At 71.5% G+C, this 18,070-nt stretch carries 20 protein-coding genes and 1 riboswitch; of the genes, 7 read left to right on the top strand and 13 right to left on the bottom strand.

The genetic code is table 11. The features are described from left to right. Window positions 1–77 precede the first annotated feature (77 nt). Together ACZK5N_RS07925 and ACZK5N_RS07920 are read right to left on the bottom strand one after the other, a co-directional pair. Window positions 78–407 (bottom strand): DUF202 domain-containing protein, encoded by a 330-nt coding sequence (locus ACZK5N_RS07925; RefSeq protein WP_459017577.1) that lies wholly within the window; start codon window positions 405–407, stop codon window positions 78–80. Then, window positions 404–766: a YidH family protein gene (locus ACZK5N_RS07920; protein WP_459017576.1), complete on the bottom strand. Its 363-nt coding sequence runs from the start codon at window positions 764–766 to the stop codon at window positions 404–406. The genes ACZK5N_RS07925 and ACZK5N_RS07920 overlap by 4 nt, the downstream gene beginning before the upstream one ends. A 94-nt stretch (window positions 767–860) precedes the next feature. Here ACZK5N_RS07920 and pgsA point away from each other — a divergent pair, with 94 nt between their 5' ends. Continuing rightward, window positions 861–1,463, top strand: a complete 603-nt coding sequence (gene pgsA, locus ACZK5N_RS07915) for a phosphatidylinositol phosphate synthase (RefSeq protein WP_459017575.1) — start codon at window positions 861–863, stop codon at window positions 1,461–1,463. On the opposite strand, the gene ACZK5N_RS07910 is transcribed toward pgsA, so the two are convergent. From ACZK5N_RS07910 to ACZK5N_RS07890, 5 genes are all read right to left on the bottom strand, one after another. Continuing rightward, a complete protein-coding gene (locus tag ACZK5N_RS07910; RefSeq protein ID WP_459017574.1) occupies window positions 1,450–2,424 on the bottom strand; it encodes an ABC transporter ATP-binding protein in 975 nt (324 codons plus the stop codon). The genes pgsA and ACZK5N_RS07910 overlap by 14 nt on opposite strands. Further along, window positions 2,418–4,082 (bottom strand): ABC transporter permease, encoded by a 1,665-nt coding sequence (locus ACZK5N_RS07905; protein ID WP_459017573.1) that lies wholly within the window; start codon window positions 4,080–4,082, stop codon window positions 2,418–2,420. The genes ACZK5N_RS07910 and ACZK5N_RS07905 overlap by 7 nt, the downstream gene beginning before the upstream one ends. Next, window positions 4,061–5,122, bottom strand: a complete 1,062-nt coding sequence (locus tag ACZK5N_RS07900) for a thiamine ABC transporter substrate-binding protein (RefSeq protein WP_459017572.1) — start codon at window positions 5,120–5,122, stop codon at window positions 4,061–4,063. Before ACZK5N_RS07900 ends, ACZK5N_RS07905 begins: the two co-directional genes overlap by 22 nt. A gap of 28 nt (window positions 5,123–5,150) precedes the next feature. Then, window positions 5,151–5,255, bottom strand: a riboswitch (TPP riboswitch). A gap of 42 nt (window positions 5,256–5,297) precedes the next feature. After that, window positions 5,298–6,335 (bottom strand): DNA integrity scanning diadenylate cyclase DisA, encoded by a 1,038-nt coding sequence (disA, locus tag ACZK5N_RS07895; RefSeq protein WP_459017571.1) that lies wholly within the window; start codon window positions 6,333–6,335, stop codon window positions 5,298–5,300. A 38-nt stretch (window positions 6,336–6,373) separates the two neighbouring features. Continuing rightward, the gene (locus ACZK5N_RS07890; RefSeq protein ID WP_459017570.1) at window positions 6,374–8,050 is read right to left on the bottom strand and encodes an ABC1 kinase family protein; all 1,677 of its coding nucleotides are present in this window, start codon (window positions 8,048–8,050) and stop codon (window positions 6,374–6,376) included. Between the two features lie 132 nt (window positions 8,051–8,182). Here ACZK5N_RS07890 and ACZK5N_RS07885 point away from each other — a divergent pair, with 132 nt between their 5' ends. Next, window positions 8,183–8,950, top strand: a complete 768-nt coding sequence (locus ACZK5N_RS07885; protein ID WP_459017569.1) for a HEAT repeat domain-containing protein — start codon at window positions 8,183–8,185, stop codon at window positions 8,948–8,950. Here the strand turns inward: ACZK5N_RS07885 and ACZK5N_RS07880 are convergent. The 3 genes from ACZK5N_RS07880 to ACZK5N_RS07870 form a co-directional block, all read right to left on the bottom strand. Next, the gene (locus ACZK5N_RS07880; protein WP_459017568.1) at window positions 8,893–10,017 is read right to left on the bottom strand and encodes a HEAT repeat domain-containing protein; all 1,125 of its coding nucleotides are present in this window, start codon (window positions 10,015–10,017) and stop codon (window positions 8,893–8,895) included. The genes ACZK5N_RS07885 and ACZK5N_RS07880 overlap by 58 nt on opposite strands. Before the next feature lie 4 nt (window positions 10,018–10,021). Then, the gene (radA, locus tag ACZK5N_RS07875) at window positions 10,022–11,407 is read right to left on the bottom strand and encodes a DNA repair protein RadA (protein WP_459017567.1); all 1,386 of its coding nucleotides are present in this window, start codon (window positions 11,405–11,407) and stop codon (window positions 10,022–10,024) included. A 125-nt stretch (window positions 11,408–11,532) separates the two neighbouring features. Continuing rightward, complete coding sequence (locus tag ACZK5N_RS07870) at window positions 11,533–12,168, bottom strand: VOC family protein (protein WP_459017566.1); 636 nt, start codon at window positions 12,166–12,168, stop codon at window positions 11,533–11,535. Window positions 12,169–12,248: 80 nt separating this feature from the next. Between ACZK5N_RS07870 and ACZK5N_RS07865 the strand changes: the two genes are divergently transcribed. The 3 genes from ACZK5N_RS07865 to ACZK5N_RS07855 are packed head-to-tail and all read left to right on the top strand — an operon-like array spanning window position 12,249 to window position 14,756. Next, window positions 12,249–13,061, top strand: coding sequence for a sugar phosphate isomerase/epimerase family protein (locus ACZK5N_RS07865; protein ID WP_459017565.1), 813 nt, complete (start codon window positions 12,249–12,251; stop codon window positions 13,059–13,061). Then, the gene (locus ACZK5N_RS07860; RefSeq protein ID WP_459017564.1) at window positions 13,048–13,956 is read left to right on the top strand and encodes a proline dehydrogenase family protein; all 909 of its coding nucleotides are present in this window, start codon (window positions 13,048–13,050) and stop codon (window positions 13,954–13,956) included. Before ACZK5N_RS07865 ends, ACZK5N_RS07860 begins: the two co-directional genes overlap by 14 nt. Then, window positions 13,953–14,756: a CPBP family intramembrane glutamic endopeptidase gene (locus ACZK5N_RS07855; protein ID WP_459017563.1), complete on the top strand. Its 804-nt coding sequence runs from the start codon at window positions 13,953–13,955 to the stop codon at window positions 14,754–14,756. Before ACZK5N_RS07860 ends, ACZK5N_RS07855 begins: the two co-directional genes overlap by 4 nt. Window positions 14,757–14,762: 6 nt before the next feature. Here the strand turns inward: ACZK5N_RS07855 and ACZK5N_RS07850 are convergent, their stop codons facing one another. Genes ACZK5N_RS07850 through ACZK5N_RS07840 form a run of 3 tightly spaced genes read right to left on the bottom strand, consistent with a single transcriptional unit; the run spans window position 14,763 to window position 16,098 of the window. Further along, on the bottom strand, window positions 14,763–15,131 hold the full coding sequence (locus ACZK5N_RS07850) for a fluoride efflux transporter FluC (protein ID WP_459017562.1): 369 nt from the start codon (window positions 15,129–15,131) through the stop codon (window positions 14,763–14,765). Further along, window positions 15,128–15,562, bottom strand: coding sequence for a FluC/FEX family fluoride channel (locus ACZK5N_RS07845; RefSeq protein WP_459017561.1), 435 nt, complete (start codon window positions 15,560–15,562; stop codon window positions 15,128–15,130). Before ACZK5N_RS07845 ends, ACZK5N_RS07850 begins: the two co-directional genes overlap by 4 nt. Continuing rightward, window positions 15,559–16,098: a universal stress protein gene (locus ACZK5N_RS07840; protein ID WP_463624777.1), complete on the bottom strand. Its 540-nt coding sequence runs from the start codon at window positions 16,096–16,098 to the stop codon at window positions 15,559–15,561. Before ACZK5N_RS07840 ends, ACZK5N_RS07845 begins: the two co-directional genes overlap by 4 nt. 93 nt (window positions 16,099–16,191) lie before the next feature. On the opposite strand from ACZK5N_RS07840, the gene ACZK5N_RS07835 reads away from it, so the two are divergent. Both ACZK5N_RS07835 and proC read left to right on the top strand, forming a co-directional pair. Further along, complete coding sequence (locus ACZK5N_RS07835; protein WP_459017559.1) at window positions 16,192–17,211, top strand: aspartate-semialdehyde dehydrogenase; 1,020 nt, start codon at window positions 16,192–16,194, stop codon at window positions 17,209–17,211. Next, window positions 17,208–18,005: a pyrroline-5-carboxylate reductase gene (gene proC / locus ACZK5N_RS07830; RefSeq protein ID WP_459017558.1), complete on the top strand. Its 798-nt coding sequence runs from the start codon at window positions 17,208–17,210 to the stop codon at window positions 18,003–18,005. The genes ACZK5N_RS07835 and proC overlap by 4 nt, the downstream gene beginning before the upstream one ends. The last annotated feature ends 65 nt before the right edge of the window (window positions 18,006–18,070 follow it).

Raw genomic sequence — 18,070 nt, 5'->3', positions numbered from 1 at the left:
GAGGGAGAAGCCACCTCCGGACAGGGGGGAGGGGGGGGGGGGGGGCCCTTTGGTCCCCCCCCGCCCGTCTTTCTATGTCAGCCGGCGATCACGGCCAGGGCCAGGGCCACGATGCCACCCACGGCGACCACCATCGCCAGCACGGCGGGGAGGAGACCGTCTGCCAGGCGGGTACCGCCGGCCGTGAGCGTGCGGTGCGTGTAGCCGTAGCGGCGGCGCGACCAGACGCCGATGAGCACCGCCGAGGCCAGGCCCGCGCCGGCGAAGGCCCAGGACCAGACGCCGAGGACAGTCGCCTCGACCCTGGCGAAGATCAGGGCGCCCATGCCGATCGACAGGGAGGTGCGCTGCCACGCCAGGACCGTGCGCTCGGGCTGGAGACCGGGGTCGTAGGGGCGTTGGGTCATCGCAGGAGAAAGCCGACGAACACCAGAAGGCCGCTCACGGCGACGGCCGCGGCGATGGGAAGGGCGAACATCGAGGCGGGCAACGGTGTGTTGTTGCGCAGGGCCCGCTCGTAGCGGGCCCACCCCCACCAGGCGACGGGGGCGGCCGCGATCCCCGTGCCCATGAGGACCACTGAGGCGGCCATGCGGAAGAACTCGTCGATGCCCAGCCCGAGCACCTCCAGGGCGATCCCTCCGGCCAACAGCGCCAATGACGTGCGGATCCAGGCCAGGTAGGTGCGCTCGTTGGCCAGGGTGAATCGGGCGTCCGGCTCGTCGCCGGTGCCGTACACGGACTGGGGGAATCTGTCGCGGGCCACCGGTTCACCGTAGCGTCAACCCGTCCGGGGGCGGACAGTGAGCCCCAGGTGGCCTCCCGACCGTGGACGGGGATCGGCTCGGTAGGCTGGGGAGGTGCTCTCCTTCCTCCGCGGTGCCTACGGGCGCGCCTTGACCCCGTTGGCCCTTCTCCTGCTCCGGCTGGGGATCTCCCCGACGGCGGTCACCGTGGCCGGCACGGTGGGGGTCGCGGCCGCAGCGCTGTGGTTTCTTCCCAGGGGTGAACTGGTGACCGGGGTGGTCGTGCTGACCGTCTTCCTCCTGGCTGACGGCCTGGACGGCACCATGGCGAGGAAGGGCGGACGGGTGACGAGGTTCGGCGCGTTCCTGGACTCGACTCTGGACCGCCTGGCCGACGGCGCCGCGTTCGCCGGCCTGGCACTCTGGGCCGCGAGCCGCGACCAGGTCGTCCTGGGGCTGGCCCTGGCCTGCATGGTGCTGGGGTTCGCGGTGTCCTACGCGCGGGCCCGTGCCGAGGCCGAGGGCTGGGACGCCTCCGCCGGCCTGTTCGAACGGTCGGACCGGCTCGCCGTCGCAGCCGTCGGGACCCTCGCCGTCGGCCTGGGCGGGCCGACGCTCATTCTGACCGTCGCGCTCGCCGTGGTGGCCGTCGGCAGCGCCGTCACGGTGGGGCAGCGCATCCGCGCGGCCTGGAAAGGGTCCCTCACGCGGGTGTGACGGCCCCCCCGACGAGCCGTATACGCACCGTCGGACCCTCCACCCGCTCGGGAGAGGCCACCGTGGCCCGCTGCCCGTCCGGCAGGCGCACGCCGATCTCCACGTGGTCGACGGTGTAGCCCTGGTCCACGACGGCCACCTCCACGCCCGCGTCGTCGAGCACCAGCGAGCTCTGGCCCACGCCGAGGACCGCTCCCACGGGCAGGGCACCGTGCCAGCCCAGCGCCCTTGCCTGGTGCTCCGTGAGGAACGCTCTGCTTCCCAGGAATGCGGCCACCTGCTTCGAGGCCGGCGCACGCCGCAGGGCCTCGGGATCGTCCATCTGCAGGAGGGCGCCGTCGTGCAGGACCGCCACCGAATCGGCGATGGTGTAGGCCTCCTGGTGGTCATGGGTGACGTAGACCGCCGTGGTGTGGGTCTCGCGCAGGATCCTGGCCAGGTCGTCGGCGAGGCGACGGCGCAGGCCGGTGTCGAGTGCGGAGAGTGGCTCGTCGAGCAGGAGGGCCCGGGGCGAGGGGGCCAGGGAGCGCGCCAATGCCACGCGCTGCGCCTGTCCGCCCGAGAGCTCTGTGGTTCGCCGCTGCTCGTAGCCCGGCAACCCGACGAGCTCGAGCATCTCCGCCACCCTGGCGCGCTGGCCCTCGCGGCTCAGCCTGCCCAGCCCGTAGGCGATGTTCCTGCCCACCGTCATGGTCGGGAAGAGCTGCGCGTCCTGGAAGACGAGGCCGAAGTTGCGTTGGTGGACCTTGACGCCGGCGAGGTCCACGCCGTCCCAGGCGATGGACCCGGCAACCAGCGGCTCAAGGCCCGCGATGGCGCGCAGCAGCGTGGACTTGCCGGAGCCGGAGGGCCCGAGAAGGCCCACGACGCTGCCCCGCGGCACGGCCAACGAGACCTGATCGACGGCGGTGGTGCGGCCGTAACGCACGACAGCGTCGTGCACGGTCAGACCGGCTACCACGTGGCTACCTCCTTCGGGCGCGCGCGTTCAGCGACGGCCATGGTGACTCCGGCCAATCCTGCCAGGATGACGGACGCGGCCAGGGCGAGGCCGTAGTTCTCGGCGCCGGGGCGACCGAACGCACGGAAGATCAGCACGGGCAAAGTGGGGTTGTCCGGCCGTGCGAGGAACGACGTGGCGCCGAACTCGCCGAGCGACGTCGCGAAGGCGAATCCCGCGGCCAGTCCCACGCCGCGCGCCAGGTGGGGGAGCTCGATGCGCCGCAGGACCTGGCCGGGGGTGGATCCGAGTGTGGCGGCGGCCTCCAGCTGTCGGGGGTCGATGGCACGCAGCGTGGGCAGCAGCGTCCGGACCACCAGCGGGAGCGCGACCACCGCCTGCGCGATGGGGATCAGCACGATGCTGGAGCGCAGATCCAGCGGCGGCCGGTTCAGGGTGATGAGGTAGCCGAAGCCGACGGTGACCGCCGAGACGCCCAGCGGGAGCAGGAACAGGCCCTCGAGCACGGCGAGGGCCTGCCTGCCGCGTCGGCGCCGCGGCCGCCGCGACGCGACCAGCGCCACCAGGACGCCCAGCGTGAGGGCCACGGCGGTGGCGGCCAGAGCGGTCACCAGCGTCGTGCGGAGCGCCTCCCAGACGGTCGCCCCGAGGCTGTCGGCGGTGGCCAGGCGGAGGTAGTTGGCGAGGCCGAACTCCCCCTGGACGGTCAGGGAGCGCCAGAGGAGGTTGGCCAGGGGCAGCGCCAGCAGCCCGACGACGACCGCGACGGTCGCTGCGATCGCGGGCCAGTCGCGGACCAGGGAGAGGGGCCGCGCCCCTGCACTCTCGGGATGCAGGCGCAGCGCGCGGGTCATCCGCGCCTGGGCGTGGCCACTGACCCACAGGGTGGCGGTGACGATCACCAGTTGGGCGACGGACAGCGCCGCCGCGGCCGGCAGATCCAGAAGCTGCGTGGTGAGGAACCAGATCTCGGTCTCGACGGTCTGGAACCGCGTCTCGCCCAGCACCATCACGATGCCGTAGGACGAGGCGCTGAAGAGGAACACCAGGGAGGCTGACGACAGGAGCGCCGGCGCCAGCGTCGGGATGGTCACCGTCGCGAGGACACGCGCCGGGGAGGCCCCCAGGGTCGCGGCGGCCTGACCCAGCCGAGGGTCCAGACGCGCCCAGAAGGTGCCGACGGCGCGCACCACCACCGAATAGTTGAAGAACACCATCGCGGCGAGAATGGCGGCCACCGAGCCTCCCAGGCCGAGCCATCCGAGGAGGCCGTCCTCGCGCAGCAGGGAGCCGAACGCCACACCCGCCACCACCGTCGGCAGCACGAACGGAACCGCCACCAGCGCGCGCAGGGTGTCGCGGCCGCGGAAGCTGCACCGGTACAGCACGTACGCGCCCGGGAGACCCAGCGCAAGGCAGGCCGCCGTCGTGGCGAGGGCCGAGCCCAGGGTGAACCGGACGGCCCGCCAGGTGCGGGGGGAGTTGTAGACCGCGGTGAACCCGTCCAGCGTCCAGGCGGCACCGTCGTGGAAGCCGCGCGCGATGAGAGCGGCCGCCGGCCAGGCGAAGAACACCGCGAGGAAGGCGGCGGGGATCGCCGCGGCGACCACCCACCCGCCCCGCCACAGTGCCCGGGTCAACTGGTGGCGTCGGTCCACGCCCGGATCCACTCGTCGCGGGAGGCGCCGATCTCCTCCTGCGGCACCTCGATGGGCGCGTCGGGCAGCGCGGCGAACCTCTCCCACTGCTCAGGAAGGGGGGTCCCGGGGACGACGGGGAACATGTAGAGGTTCTCCGGGATGGCCGCCTGGACCTCAGGCGTGAGCATGAAGTCGATGAACTTCCGGGCCCCCACCTCGTTCTCGGCGCCCGCGATCACGCCCGCGTACTCGACCTGCCGGAAACAGGTCTCCAAGAGGGCCACGGTCGTGGACTCGTCGCCGGAGACGGTGAAGGCCGGCGAGGTCGCGTAGGACAGGACGAGCGGCCGGGGGCCCTTGCCGTCGGCGCCGGAGAAGTCGGTGTAGTAGGCGTCCGTCCAGCCCGAGGCGATCTTGGTGCCGTTGTCCATCAGCGAGCGCCAGTACTCCAGGTAGCCCTCGCCCTTGGCGCCGACGGTGGCGATGAGGAACGCCAACCCCGGCGACGACGACGCCGGGTTGGTGACCACCAGGAGGTCCTTGTACTCGGGCTCAGCCAGGTCGTCGAGGGTGACCGGCACGGGCAGGGCGTGGTCCTCGAACCAGGCCTTGTCCGCGTTGATGCAGACGTCGCCGTAGTCGACGGGGGTGAGATCCGGGGCCTGGAACTCCTCGGGCACCGTGGCCGCGGCCGGCGAGGTGTACGGCGCCAGGACGCCTTCGTCCGAGGCACGGGACGCGAAGGTGTTGTCGATACCGAACACCACGTCGCCGAGCGGGGAGTCCTTGGTGAGGATCAGCTGGTTGACCAGCGCGCCCGCGTCCCCCGGCGTCGTATAGGTCACGTCGTAGCCCGTCTGCTCGGCGAACGAGGCCTTCAGCTCGTCCGGCAGCGTGAACGCGTCGTGGGTGAAGACGGTGAGGGTGCTGGTCTCTGTGGGCCCGGCTGCCGAGGACGGGCCGGTGGTCGTCGTGGACTGCGGCGAGCCCGCGCAGGCGACGAGGGCGAGCGCCGCGACCGAGGCGGCAAGGGTCCTGGTGGTGGACGTCCTGGACATACGTGTCTCCTTTCGGAGGCTCGGCGAGGCCGAGGAGATTCTCACTCCCTACGCCGGTGCTAACCGGATCAGGTTGAGGGTCTGCGGCTTCCCGCACTCTCAGCGCCCCAGTGGCGCTCCCCTGTGTGTGCGCCCAGGCTATACCGTCGCGACGCCGGCGGAAGACGGGTCCGCGTCAGGTGATCTCTGCGATCCGCAGCATCGCGTCGCGAATCTGGCGCGCGCGGAGCTGTCCGATGCCCTCCACCTCGAGCAGGGAGCTCACCGGGGCCCCGGACAGCTCCTGGAGGGTGAACCGGTCCACGAGCTTGGCCACCAGAGGCGACGGCAGGCGGCCGACCATGGTGAGGAGCCTGACGCCGCGGGTGGTCAGCAGCTGTTCCATGGGCGGGTTCGAGCCGAAACCGAGGCGCTGGGCCACCAGCTGGCCGCTGAACAGTTCCTCGGTGGAGAAATTGTGCAGGCGCGCCAGGTCGAACTCCGCCGGCTCGTCGAGGTTGTGCGCGTAGTCCTCTGTCAGGAGCCCCGCGACACCGTCGAAACTCGTGGCGAGTTCAGCGTGCTGCATGGCCACCATGCGTCCCTCGACGCCGAGGACGTCGGCGTGGAACTGCATCTCGGAGGACAACCTGCGCGTGAGCTCCAGGCGGTGCACCACGTGAGTGAGGTCCCGTAGCGTCACCTGCTCGCCGATCTCGAGGGCGGTGAACTGATCCATCAGGTCACCCAGCCGCGTGACCACCCGTGCCAGGGTGGCCAGGGTCTGGTTGGCCCGGCTGATCACCTGGGGGGCGGTCTCGACGACGTGGCGCCGGCCCTCGAGGAAGAGCGAGACGGTGGACATGGAGGCCGACACCGTCACCACGGGCACACCGGAGGCCTGGGCCGTCCGGTCGGCCGAGCGGTGGCGGGTTCCGGTCTCCGCGGTGGGGAGGTCACCGGCCGGCACCAGGTGCACGCCGGCCGCGATGATGGTGGAGAGATCCGTCGACAGGATGATGGCACCGTCCAGCTTGGCGAGCTCGCGCAGTGCCTGCTCGGTGCACTCGACCCCGATCTGGAAGCCTCCCGAGCACACCTGGTGCACCTTCGCGTTGTTGCCCAGCACGATCAGGGCGCCGGTTCCCCCGAGCAGAATCCGGTCCAGGCCCGCGCGGAGCGGGGTGCCGGGCGCGAGCAGTTTCAGATAGCGACGGACCGTGGACTTGGGCAACGCACCTCCCCGTGGTGATCCGCCCAGTGTAGGGGCCGCTAGGAGCGTCCGGGGTCGTCCGAGAGCCGGGCCTTTCGGTCCGTGCGCTTGACGTTGCGGCGGACAGGGCGGTCGTGCCAGAGGATGGTGGCCACCATCACCAGGCCGCCGACGGCCGCGAGCAGGAAGAAGACGGTGCCCAGCGCCGGATAGCCCAGGAGGCGGGGACCGACGTCGGCGAACATCAGCAGGGCCGCCGCGATGGTGATGGCCGCGAGGATCAGGGCGGTCGACAGGCGGTTGGCCACCTGCTGCAGCACCATCAGCATCCGGCTCTCATCGAACGCGTCGATCTTGAACGCCAGTTCGCCCTCGGTGAGCGCGTCCATGAGGCGGTTGGCGCGTCTGGGCAGGCGCTCCAGAAACTCCTTGCCCTCGATGGTGCCCAGCAGGGTCTGCCCGGCGCCGGGCTTCAGGCCCGCGGTGAGGATGGTGGGCAGGTTGGCCCGGATGGCCTCGATGGGTGTGAACTTCGGGTCCAGGTGCTGGGTGGCCTGGTCGAGGTTGAGCAGCGCCTTGGCCACGAGCGTCATCTCCGCCGGCGGGCGCAGGCCGTGCACGCCGGAGACCCGCGCCAGCTGCATCAGCACACTGCCGGCCTGCAGGTCCGCGCCCATGGAGAGGGTGGAGGAGACCAGGTGCGACACGTCGTCGCGGAAGGCGGCCGCGTCGTAGTCCGCCGTGGGGTGGCCCATGTCGGCCAGGATGGTCGCGGCCCCCTCGCCGTCGCCGTCGCCGATCGACACCAGCAGCTTCACCATGGCGCTACGCAGCCGGCCGGGCAGCCGCACCACCATGCCGACGTCCAGGATGGCGATTCTGTGTTCGGGGGTGAGGAACAGGTTGCCGGGATGGGGGTCGGCGTGCAGGATGCCGTCGATCAGCATGGCGCTGAGCATGAAGCGGAACAAGGCTGCGGCCAGGCGGGCGCCGTCCACGTCCAGCATGGCCAGTGGTCCCACGTCGGTGATCTTCTTGCCGGGCATGAACTCCAGCGTCAGCACGTCGTCGGCGGAGTAGTCCGGGACATAGCCGGGCACCACCAGGTCCGGCTCGTCCTGCACGAGGCGGCGGAACAGGTCGAGGTTGGCCGCCTCCTTGCGGTAGTCGAGCTCGTCGGCCATGGAGCGCCGGAACTGCGCCAGCATCCGGGCCGCGCCTAGCCTGGGCCCGATGGCCGTGTTGGCGTCGGCGAAGTCAGCGAGTTCGGCCAGCGACGCCAGATCCCTGCGAACGCGCTCCCGCACGCCCGGGCGCAGGACCTTCACCACCACCTCACGGCCGGTCCGGGTGACCGCGCGATGGGCCTGGGCCAGGGACGCCGATGCCAGCGGCACGTCGTCGAACTCGGTGAAGAGCGTCGAGATGGGGGCACCGATCGAGCTCTCGATCCGCTCCCGGACCTCCTCGACGGGAACCGGCGACACGTCGTCCTGGAGCCGCGACAGCGCGTCGGTGTAGACGGCAGGGAGCAGGTCCTGGCGCGTGGAAAGCAGCTGGCCGAACTTGATGAAGGTGGGTCCCAACTTCTCCAGCGCGGCCGTGAAGCTCTCCGCGTCCTCACGCTCGGCGTCGTCGGCGGGTTCCCCCGGCAGCGGTGAGGCATCCGTGTTGAACGCCTTGAGGTGCCGGATGAGCAGTCCGCCGAGCTGGGTCATCATGGCAACGTCTGGCATGTCTCTCCTGTGGTCGCACGCACTGGTCCTGCCCCCACGCAAGTGCAGCCAGGGCGTGTTCGCTGAGGGACGACGGCCGGGGTCAGCGCCTGGCTTGACCTTGACGCGGCGTCAAGGTTTACCGTCGAGCGCATGACCGAACTGCAGAGCATCATCTCGTCCCTCGCCGACCACGACGGCACCGTGCGCCGGCATGCGGCGCTCACCCTCGGCGCGACGAAGGATCCCTCCGCCGCCCCCGCCCTCGTGGAGCGGATGCGCGTCGAGCCGGATCCGCGCGTCCGCGAGGACCTCACCTGGGCACTTGTCCAGCACGCCGCGGAGGTGGAGCCGGACCTTCTCGACATGCTGATCAGCGACGAGCCCGCGCAGCGGCGCACCGCCGCCCACGTATTCAGCAAGATCGGCGACCCCAGGCACTTCGAGCACCTGCGCCCCCTGGTGGACGACGAGCACCCCGACGTGGCGATCAAGGCCTACCGGGCCGTCGCCAACACGAGGCGCCCCGAAGCCGCGGAGGCGTTGACGCAGCGCCTGGGCCACGGGGCGGCGCTGCAGCGCGACGCGCTCACCACGGCGCTGCACCGTCTCGGCGAGGCCGCGGTCCCGGCGCTCACCTCGGCACTGGGCGATCCCGACGCCGAGGTGCGCGCCCATGCGGCCGAGGCGCTGGGCCACCTTGGAGGCCCCGACGCCGATCCCGCCGCGGCCGCTCTTGAGGCTGCCGCCCTCGACACGGACGCCGACGTGCGGCTGGCTGCGGTCTCCGCGCTGGGGCAGCTGACCGGGGCCGCGGACGGCGCCCTCGAGCGCCTCGCCGGCGGGGAGGATGCCCTGATCGCTCAGGTGGCCAGGCGCTTCCGCTCCGATCGGGACGCGGCGGCCGGGGCGACCGCCTGACGGTCCGCCACCAGACGGCGGGCCAGGAGCCGCGCGCGGTCGTCGGGCGAGTCGATCTCACCCTCGACGGCGCGCGCGGCACCCTCGTCGTCCAGCTGCCCGAGCGCCAACAGGGCCGCGAAACGTACCTCGGGCTGCGTATCGGAGAGCAGAGCCGTGAGCGCGGCGACGGTGGTGGGCTCCCGCGACAACCCCAGCGCCTCCGCCGCGAGCGCCCGGACCGCCGGCTGGGGGTCCGACAGCGCCGCGACGAGCGGCTCCACCGCCCCGTCCAGCGCCGCCAGCGCCGCCGCCACCTCGTCGCGCACACCAGGCCGCTGGTCGCCGAGCGCGGCGACCAGCGCGGCCACGGCACCCGGCCCGCCCACCTGACCCAGGCTGAAGGCGGCCTTGGCGGCCACATCGGCCTCGTCGTCGCGTAGCAGCTCTCCGAGCAGCGGCACCGCGGACGGGTCGCGCAGCTTGCCCAGCACGTGCGCCAACGCGTGGCGGGCCCGCGCGTCGCCTGAGGCAAGCGCGTCGCCGAGCCTGGCCGCGGCCCCGGCGGGGCGTTGGGTGATGGCCCAGGTGGCCGCCTCCCGGACCCCCGGCTCCGGGTCGCTGCGCAGCACCTCGACGAGGTCCTCGAACGGCGCGGACGCGTGCCCGGTGAGCGCCGCGCGGAGCCGTACCTCGGCATGCGGATGGCGCAGCCGCTCGCTCAGCGCGATGGCGTCCAGCACGTCGTCCCATCCCGCCTCCGCGGCGGACTGGAGCGCCCGGAGCCTCCCGAGCAGATCCTGCTCCGCGGCGATCCGTCGCTCCACGGCGGCGGCGTGCTGCCCCAGCATGGCGGGCGCGTCCACGGCCGGGTCATCCAGCGCGCTGCGCACCTCCCCCAGGGACAGACCCAGCGACTTGAGGTGCTGGATGGCGAGGAGCCGCACAAGATCCTCGTGGGAATAGAGCCGGTAGTCCGCCGACGAGCGACCGCTCGGCACCAGGAGGCCCAGCTCGTCGTAGTGGCGCAACGTGCGCTGCGACAGGCCCGTGCGGCGGGCCACCTCACCGATCCGCAACGCCCCCACCGCCCTACTCCTTGGCCCCGCGACGGAGGTCCAGCACGCCCAGAGCGTCCGCCAACGTGGTCACCTCCACCACCTTCAGGCTTCCAAGGCGGGGCACCTTCACGGTCACGTCCCGCGACCCGGTGGGCACGATGGCCAGTTCGAACCCCAGCCGGGCCGCCTCCGCGAGGCGACGCTCAACCCCCGGGACGCGGCGGAGGTCTCCGGCGAGCCCCACCTCTCCCAGCGCCAGGAACCGGCGGGGGTGCTGCCGGTCCACGGCGGCCGATGCGATCGCGATGGCCGTGGCGAGGTCCACCGACGGGTCCGTGACCCTGGCCCCGCCCACCGTCGAGACGTACACGTCGTGCTGTGACAGCGGCAGCCGTGCCTTCCGCTCGAGGACGGCCAGCACCATCGCGATCCTCGAGGCGTCCAGCCCGTGTGTGGTCCGGCGGGGCGAGGACTGGTACGGGGAGGGCGCCACCAGCGCCTGGATCTCCGCCAGCAGCGGGCGCCTGCCCTCCAGCGTGACGGTCACGCAGGTCCCCGGCGTGGGCTCGGCATGCGTGGTGGTGAACAGCCCTGAGGGGTCCGGCACCTCCACGATCCCCGTCTCGCTCATCTCGAAGCATCCCACCTCGTCCGCGGGGCCGAAGCGGTTCTTCGTGGCGCGCACCATGCGAAAACCGGAGTGCCGGTCCCCCTCGAACGTGAGCACCACGTCGACGAGGTGCTCCAGCGTGCGGGGCCCCGCGATGGAGCCGTCCTTGGTGACGTGCCCGACGATGATCACCGCCATGTCCTCGCGCTTGGCCACCTTGGCGAGCGCCCCCGTCACCTCCCGGACCTGCGCCGGCCCGCCGGGCGCGCCCTCGGCCTCCGCGGTGGCGATGGTCTGCACCGAGTCCAGCACGAGCAGCGAGGGGCGCACGGTCTCGATGTGGCCGAGCACCGTCCCCAGGTCGTTCTCCGAGGCCAGGTAGAGCGACTCGGCCACGGCGCCGGTGCGCTCGGCCCGCAGCCGCACCTGCGACGCGGATTCCTCTCCGGAGATGTAGAGCGTGGTCTGGCCCGAACGGGCCCACTTCGCTGCGACGTCCAGCAGCAGGGTGGACTTTCCGACGCCAGGCTCACCGGCCAGGAGGACGACGGCGCCCGGCACGAGCCCGGCGCCCAGGACGCGGTCCAGCTCCGCGATGGTGGTGAGCCGGCGCTGCGCGGTGTCCGTGGGGACCTGGGTGATGGGGACTGCTGCGTCCACGGGAACCGAGGAGGACACCTGCCTGAGTTTCGGGGCGCCGCGCTCGGCGACGGTGCCCCAGGCCTGACACTCGCCGCACCTGCCCACCCACCGCACCGTCGTCCAGCCGCACTCGGTGCAGTGGTAGATGTCTTGTTTCTTCGCCACACGAATGAGCTTAGGTGCGCCCACCGACAAAGCCGCAGCCGAGCGAGCGGCAGAAGGTGGTCGCGGTGCTGAGAGCTGCCCACCTGTGGGGAGCCGGGCCTGCGGTTGCGCCTGCAGCAGGGGTCTCAGATGGTGACGGTGCCCTTCGGCGTCTCAAAGGTCACGTTGGAGATGCCGGGTGTGCCGTGGGGGGCCACGAGATCGAGGCGGATGCCGTCGAGCTCGTCCGCCACCGGCATGGCCAGCCACTCTGACAGGCGGTCCGCCGAGCCGGAGATCTGCATCGACGTGAGGCGGACCTCGCCGCGCAGGGCGGCCGGGCGCAACGAGTCGTCGCTCTTCCACTCCAGGAAGTAGGGCAGTTGCGGGTCCGCGATCAGCCCTCTGATGCCGATCTGGACCCATTCAAGCCGACGGCCGTCGGGGAAGTGACGCAGGCCGGTGACGGCCGAACGCTCCAGCCGCTGCTCGAACGGGGCGATGTCGGGCACGCTGACCACCCATCCCATCCAGCCGCCGCCCATCTCGGAGCGGGCGCGGACGGCCTGCCCGAAGGCGGCCTTCTCGGCTGCCGGGTGATCGAGCACCTCGACCACCTCGATGTAGCGGGCGTCCGCGAGCGGGATGATGTGGTTGCGGGTGCCGAACCTTGGATGGAAGCCACCGTCCTTGTAGTCGGTGCCCAGCGCATCAGCGAGCCGTGATGCCTCAGCCTTGAGGCCGTCGGGGCCGGTCGCAAAGATCAGATGGTCGACGTGCATGGCCCCATTCTTGCCCTGAGCAGCGCTAAACAACTAATCGGCCCTCGCCGGTCCTCCCTCATCGCTAGTAGGGTGGCGATGTGTCCACGTCGAAGGTTCTTCTGTCGACCACGTCGGTGTTCCCGGAGGCCTCGGCCAGCGCGTTCGAGCTGGCCGCCTCCCTGGGGTACGACGGCATCGAGCTGATGGTCGGTGTCGACGCGCTCTCCACGGACATCGACGCCATCGAGAAGCTCGCCTCCTATCACGGTGTGCCCGTGCTCTCGGTGCACGCACCCACGCTGCTCGTCACGCAGAGCACCTGGGGCTCCGAGCCGTGGGACAAGCTGCGGCGATCAGGCGAGGCCGTGCAGCGGTTCGGGGGCGACACCGTCGTGGTACATCCCCCATTCCGCTGGCAGCGCGAGTACGGGGCGGGCTTCGTGGCCGGCATCAAGCGGCTCAACGCGGAGATGGACGTGCAGTTCGCCGTCGAGAACATGTATCCCTGGCGCACGCCCGCCGGTCACTTCCAGGCGTACCTGCCCGGCTGGGACCCCACTCCGTACGACTACGACCACCTCACGCTGGACCTCAGCCACGCGTCCACGTCCCAGCGGCAGTCGCTGGATCTGGTGCGCGCCTGGGGGGACAGGCTGGCGCACGTCCACCTGACCGACGGTCGCGGCTCCCTCAAGGATGAACACCTCATGCCCGGCGAGGGGGACCAGGCGGCCTGGACGGTGGTCGAGGAGATCGCCGCCTCAGGGTTCGAGGGGCACATGGTGCTGGAGGTCTCCTCCAGGAGGGCGCGGTCGCGGCATGAGCGGGAGGAACTGCTGGGCGAATCGCTGGCCTCCATCCGGTCCGTGCTGGCCAAGGGCACGGCGAGGAGGGTGGATGTCGCGTCTTAACAGCGCGGTCCGCGGGGTGATCAGGTCGCGGCGGGTGCAGACCTCGGCGCTGGCCTCGGGCGCGGCGGAGGAGTTCGCCAAGGCCTACGTGGCGGGAGAGACCATCGACGACGCGGTGGCCGTGACGCGCACGCTGGTGCGACAGGGGTTGCTCGTGTCGTTGGCCTACCTGCCCAGCTCGGACAGCGAGGCGGAGACCCCCGCGATGTTGTGCCGCGCGCTGGAGGCGCTTGGTGCCGACGCGGCCGGCGTGGACATCTCGGTCAAGCCTTCGTCGCTGGGGCTCAGGGACAGCCCCTCCAGTGCCAGGGACCGGCTCGGTGAACTCTGCCGCGTGAGCAATGCGGCCGGCGCCGTCGTGACGCTGGAGATGCAGGGCACCGAGGAGTACGACGAGACCCTCGCGCTCTGGCAGCAGGCCCGGGACGAGTGCGACACCATCGGGCTGACCCTCCCGATGGACATCCGGCGCGCCGAACGCGACGCCTCGAGGGTCGCGGCGGAGGGCGCCCGGGTGCGGCTCTGCGTCGGCTCCTATCCGGTGCCCAGAAGCGCCGGCTACCGCGATGAGCAGGAGAAGTCCCTGGCGCTCGTGCGCGGCGTGCGCCGCGTCATGGAGGACGGCGGCTACGCGATGGTCGCCTCGCACGACCCCACGATCATCGCCATCGCGCAGGATCTCGCGCGGCGTAACGCCGTCGGCCGTGACGGCTTCGAGTTCCAGATGTTCTACGGCGTGCGCCCGTTGGAGCAGCGCCGGCTGACGGACATCGGCTACCGCTCCCGCACCTATGTGCCGTTCGGCCCCGCATGGTTCGAGTACCTGACCACGAGGATCGCCGCGCGCCCGCGCACGCTGTACAGCTACCTGCGGGCCATCTCGGACAAGCGATGACGGCGGCCCCGCTGGCGGTGTCATCGACGGTGGGCGGCGCCTCCCGGCGCCTGCTGCGCACCGAGATCGCCATCGTGCTGCTGTTGTCCTTGGGACAGTCGGCCATCTACGCCGTGTTGTCCATCATCGAGAAGCTCACCCGGCCGATCCCGCTCAATCAGCAGACCACGTCGATCAACACCAGCGCCACGCCTGACCGGCCGTGGCTGGACCTCGCCTACCAGGTGGCGTGGATGACGTTCCCGCTGATCCCCGTGGTGCTGGCGCTCTATCTCCTCGCCACGCAGCGCCGCCCGGCGGAGGGGCCGTGGCGCGTGATGGGCTTCGACCTGCGCAGGCCGGGCCACGATCTGTCCTGGGGTTTCGGCGTGTTCGCCATGATCGGGGTGGCGGGCCTCGCCTTCTACCTCTTCGCCGTGGAGATCGGCATCAACACGCAGGTCAGTACCGCCAACCTGGCCGCCAACTGGTGGACGGTGCCCGTCCTGCTGCTGCGCGCGGTGATGAACGGCGTGCTGGAGGAGGTGCTGATGATCGGCTATCTCTTCTCCCGGTGGGCGCAGACCGGCGGCCGGATGTGGGCCGTCGTCGTCGTCAGCGCGCTCATCCGCGGCGGCTATCACCTCTATCAGGGGTTCGGCGGATTCGTCGGCAACCTCGTCATGGGGCTGGCCTTCGGCTGGCTGTACATGAAGATCAAGCGCGTCATGCCGCTGGTGATCACCCACTCGCTGCTGGACATCGCGGCCTTCGTCGGGGCGCCCCTGCTGCCGGTGCTGCTGGCCTGGCTCGGGCGCTGATCCGGCTCAGGGGAGCACAGGCCCGACGGCCAGTCCCGCGCCGGCGGCGGCCAGGCTGAGCGCGAGCATCGCCACCGCGAGCCCCGCGGCCGCCACCGGCCGGCCGGCTCGCGCCAGCCGCACCAGTTCGACGCTCGCGGTGCTGAAGGTGGTGAACCCGCCGAGGAACCCGACCCCGGCGATGAGCTGCAGGGTGGGAGCGGCTCCGTCGGCGACCCGTCCGGTGACCAGTCCCAGGAGGAACGAGCCGAGCACGTTGATGATCAGGGTCGCGGCAGGGAGGGTTCGGCGGCTGCGGGAGGTGAGCGCGCCGTCGAGGGTGAATCGGGCAGCGGCCCCGAGGCCCCCGGCCAGGGCCACCCAGATCGGCGTCATATCGGCCTTGCTGCGCGGACGATCCGCCTGAGCGCTGTCATCGCCGCGAGGGCGGCGATGAAGCCGGCCAGAAGTGAGGCGGCGGCGTAGGTCGCGGCGAGTGCCACGTCGCCGGCCCGCCCCAGAGTCAGGGTCTCGAGCACGAAGGTGCTGTAGGTGGTGTAGCCGCCGAGCAGTCCCGTGCCCAGCGTCAGCTGCAGCACCCGGCGGCGGCCACCCTCGGCCCGCACCAGCGCCAAGGACTCCAGCAATGCGCCAAGGATCATGGCCCCGGTGACGTTGATCGCGAACGTGGCCCAGGGGAACTCGCCTGCCGAGGCGCCGAACGCGGACTCGATCGCGTGCCGCAGCGCGGTCCCGGCGGCGCCCCCCAGCGCGACGAGGCCGATCAGCGAGGGGCGCAGGTAAGCCGGCCCCGGAGTGGTGGTCACCGCCATTCCAGTGGCGTCTTCCAGTCGACCACAGAGGTGGGGACCGTGAGCACGGGCCGATGCTGATGGTGGACCAGGTGGGTGCCGACGGCGGCGTCGAGCAACCCGTGGAATCTCCCGCTACGCCCGGGCCGCCCCGTACCGACGACGATCACCGCGGCGTCGACGGCACGCGCCAGATGGGTCAGCGCCCGGTCCGGTCGCCCCGCCAGGTAGCGAAACTCCCACGACACGCCCGAGCCGGCCAGCGCCTCCTCGATCGCCGCGACGATCCTCGCCTGCCGCTGCCGCCACTCCTCGTCGTCGGACATGTCCGGGTCCATGTCGCTGTGCTCGACGTTGCCGTCGGGGAACTCGCGGTCGACGACGCGACCCGGGTCGGCGTAGGCGCAGAACAGGGCGCCCCCCTGTGCGCGGGCGAGTTCCGCCGCGGTCAGCAGGACGAGATCCGGCTGCTCCGGGGTGACGCCCACCACGACCGCGTGGCCCGCGAAGGGCGTGATGCGGGACGGATGGGGCTGGGGAACCTGCGGCATCATCGGACCTCTCTCGCGAACTCCTCGAGGCGAACACTACCCAGCGCCGGCTGGGGGAGCGGCGATCGGTGACGGCGTCGTAGACTTCAGCCCATGCGTGTAGGAGTTTTCGGAGCGACCGGGCAGGTGGGTGGCGTGATGCGTCGTCTCCTGGCGGAGCGCGATGTCCCGGTTGAGCAGATCCGCTACTTCGCCTCGGCGCGGTCGGCCGGCAGGGTGTTGCCCTGGGGTGCCGGTGAGGTGGTGGTCGAGGACATCGGGACCGCGGACTTCTCCGGCCTCGACGTGGCGCTCTTCTCCGCCGGCGGAGCCACCTCGACGACGTGGGCGCCGCGGGTGGCCGAGGCCGGCGCCATCGTGGTGGACAACTCCTCCGCCTGGCGCATGGACGATCGCGTCCCGTTGGTGGTCTCCGAGGTCAACCCTGAGGACATCGCCCTGGCCGGGCTCGGCATCATCGCCAATCCCAACTGCACCACCATGGCGGCCATGCCGGTGCTCAAGGCGCTGCACGACGCGGCGGGCCTCGAGGCGCTGCAGGTCACCACCTTCCAGGCCGTCTCCGGCTCGGGCGTCAAGGGTGTGGAGGCGCTGGCGGGCCAGCTCGGCCTGATGGAGGACCCGCGCGTCCTGGCTCAGGACGGGTCCGCGTTCCAGCCCGCGGACATCGCGCCCTACGTCGCCCCCATCGCCTACAACGTCGTGCCGCTCGCGGGCAGCCTCGTCGACGACGGTGAGGGAGAGACGGACGAGGAGAAGAAGCTGCGCAACGAGTCGCGCAAGATCCTCCACCTGCCCGACCTGAGGGTGGCCGGAACCTGCGTTCGGGTGCCGGTCTTCACGGGTCACTCCCTGTCCGTCCACGCGACCTTCGGGCGCGAGATCACACCCGATCAGGCACGCGCGCTGCTGGCCGACGCCCCCGGCGTGCAACTCGTCGACGTCCCCACGCCGCTCCAGGCCGCCGGCGCAGACGCGTCGCTGGTGGGACGGATCCGCCAGGACCGCAGCGTCGAGGGAAACCACGGTCTCGTGCTGTTCATCAGCAACGACAATCTGCGCAAGGGCGCCGCCCTCAACGCCATCCAGATCGCCGAGCTGCTCGCCCGATGAAGCTCACGCTGATCGGCGCCGGCGCCATGGGCGAGGCGTTGCTGGCCGGGTGGCTCGCCGCGGGGCGCCTGCCGGAGGAGCTGAGCATCGTCGAGCCGGCCGAGGAACGCGCCGCCGCCATCCAGGCACGCCACGGCGTGCGTGCGGTGGCCTTGCAGGACGCCGCGGCGGCGGACGTGGTGGTCCTCGCGGTCAAGCCCCACCAGATTCCGGACGTCCTCGCGGCGCTCACCCCTCAGTTGGAGGGCGGGCAGTTGTCACCGCTGGTCGTCTCCATTGCCGCCGGCACCCCCGTCGCCCAGCTCGAGGCCGGGCTGCCGGATGGGACCGCGGTGGTGCGGGTCATGCCGAACACCCCCGCGCTGGTGGGCCAGGGGATGGCCGGTGTGGTGTCCGGGACCTGGGCCACCGCCGAACAGCTGGACCTGGTCGCATCCCTGATGGACGCCGTCGGGCGCAGCATGGTCATCCCGGAGAGCCAGATCGACGCCCTCACGGCGGTCTCCGGCTCCGGCCCCGCCTACCTGTTCTATGTGGCTGACGCCATGATCGAGGCCGGGGTGCACCAAGGGCTGACCCGCGCCCAGGCCACGGATCTGGTGGTGCAGACGTTCGTGGGGTCGGCCTCCCTGCTCGCCACCGGGACCCGGCCGGGCGAACTGCGGGAGCAGGTGACGTCCCCGGCCGGCACGACGGCGGCCGCGTTGAGAGTGCTCGACGAGCGGGCCGTGCGCGCCGCGTTCCTCGCCGCGATGGAGGCGTGCGCCGACCGCGGCCGGGCGATGGCCCGCTGAGATTGGTCGATCACCGTCCCTAACAGCTAAGATTCACTGTCTGGCCCAGTGTGGCCAGGCACATT

It is taken from the genome of Tessaracoccus pujii, from assembly GCF_055326215.1.
The sequence above is the reverse complement of the archived record's forward strand: the minus strand, read 5'-3'. Positions and strand labels throughout refer to the sequence as shown.

What these genes read in the sequence shown, in the direction of transcription:
- ACZK5N_RS07925 (WP_459017577.1), bottom strand. Translation starts at nt 407, where the DNA reads ATGACCCAACGCCCCTACGACCCCGGTCTCCAGCCCGAGCGCACGGTC.
- ACZK5N_RS07900 (WP_459017572.1), bottom strand. Translation starts at nt 5,122, where the DNA reads ATGTCCAGGACGTCCACCACCAGGACCCTTGCCGCCTCGGTCGCGGCG.
- ACZK5N_RS07890 (WP_459017570.1), bottom strand. Translation starts at nt 8,050, where the DNA reads ATGCCAGACGTTGCCATGATGACCCAGCTCGGCGGACTGCTCATCCGG.
- ACZK5N_RS07885 (WP_459017569.1), top strand. Translation starts at nt 8,183, where the DNA reads ATGACCGAACTGCAGAGCATCATCTCGTCCCTCGCCGACCACGACGGC.
- ACZK5N_RS07870 (WP_459017566.1), bottom strand. Translation starts at nt 12,168, where the DNA reads ATGCACGTCGACCATCTGATCTTTGCGACCGGCCCCGACGGCCTCAAG.
- ACZK5N_RS07860 (WP_459017564.1), top strand. Translation starts at nt 13,048, where the DNA reads ATGTCGCGTCTTAACAGCGCGGTCCGCGGGGTGATCAGGTCGCGGCGG.
- ACZK5N_RS07855 (WP_459017563.1), top strand. Translation starts at nt 13,953, where the DNA reads ATGACGGCGGCCCCGCTGGCGGTGTCATCGACGGTGGGCGGCGCCTCC.
- ACZK5N_RS07850 (WP_459017562.1), bottom strand. Translation starts at nt 15,131, where the DNA reads ATGACGCCGATCTGGGTGGCCCTGGCCGGGGGCCTCGGGGCCGCTGCC.
- ACZK5N_RS07840 (WP_463624777.1), bottom strand. Translation starts at nt 16,098, where the DNA reads ATGCCGCAGGTTCCCCAGCCCCATCCGTCCCGCATCACGCCCTTCGCG.
- ACZK5N_RS07835 (WP_459017559.1), top strand. Translation starts at nt 16,192, where the DNA reads ATGCGTGTAGGAGTTTTCGGAGCGACCGGGCAGGTGGGTGGCGTGATG.
- proC (WP_459017558.1), top strand. Translation starts at nt 17,208, where the DNA reads ATGAAGCTCACGCTGATCGGCGCCGGCGCCATGGGCGAGGCGTTGCTG.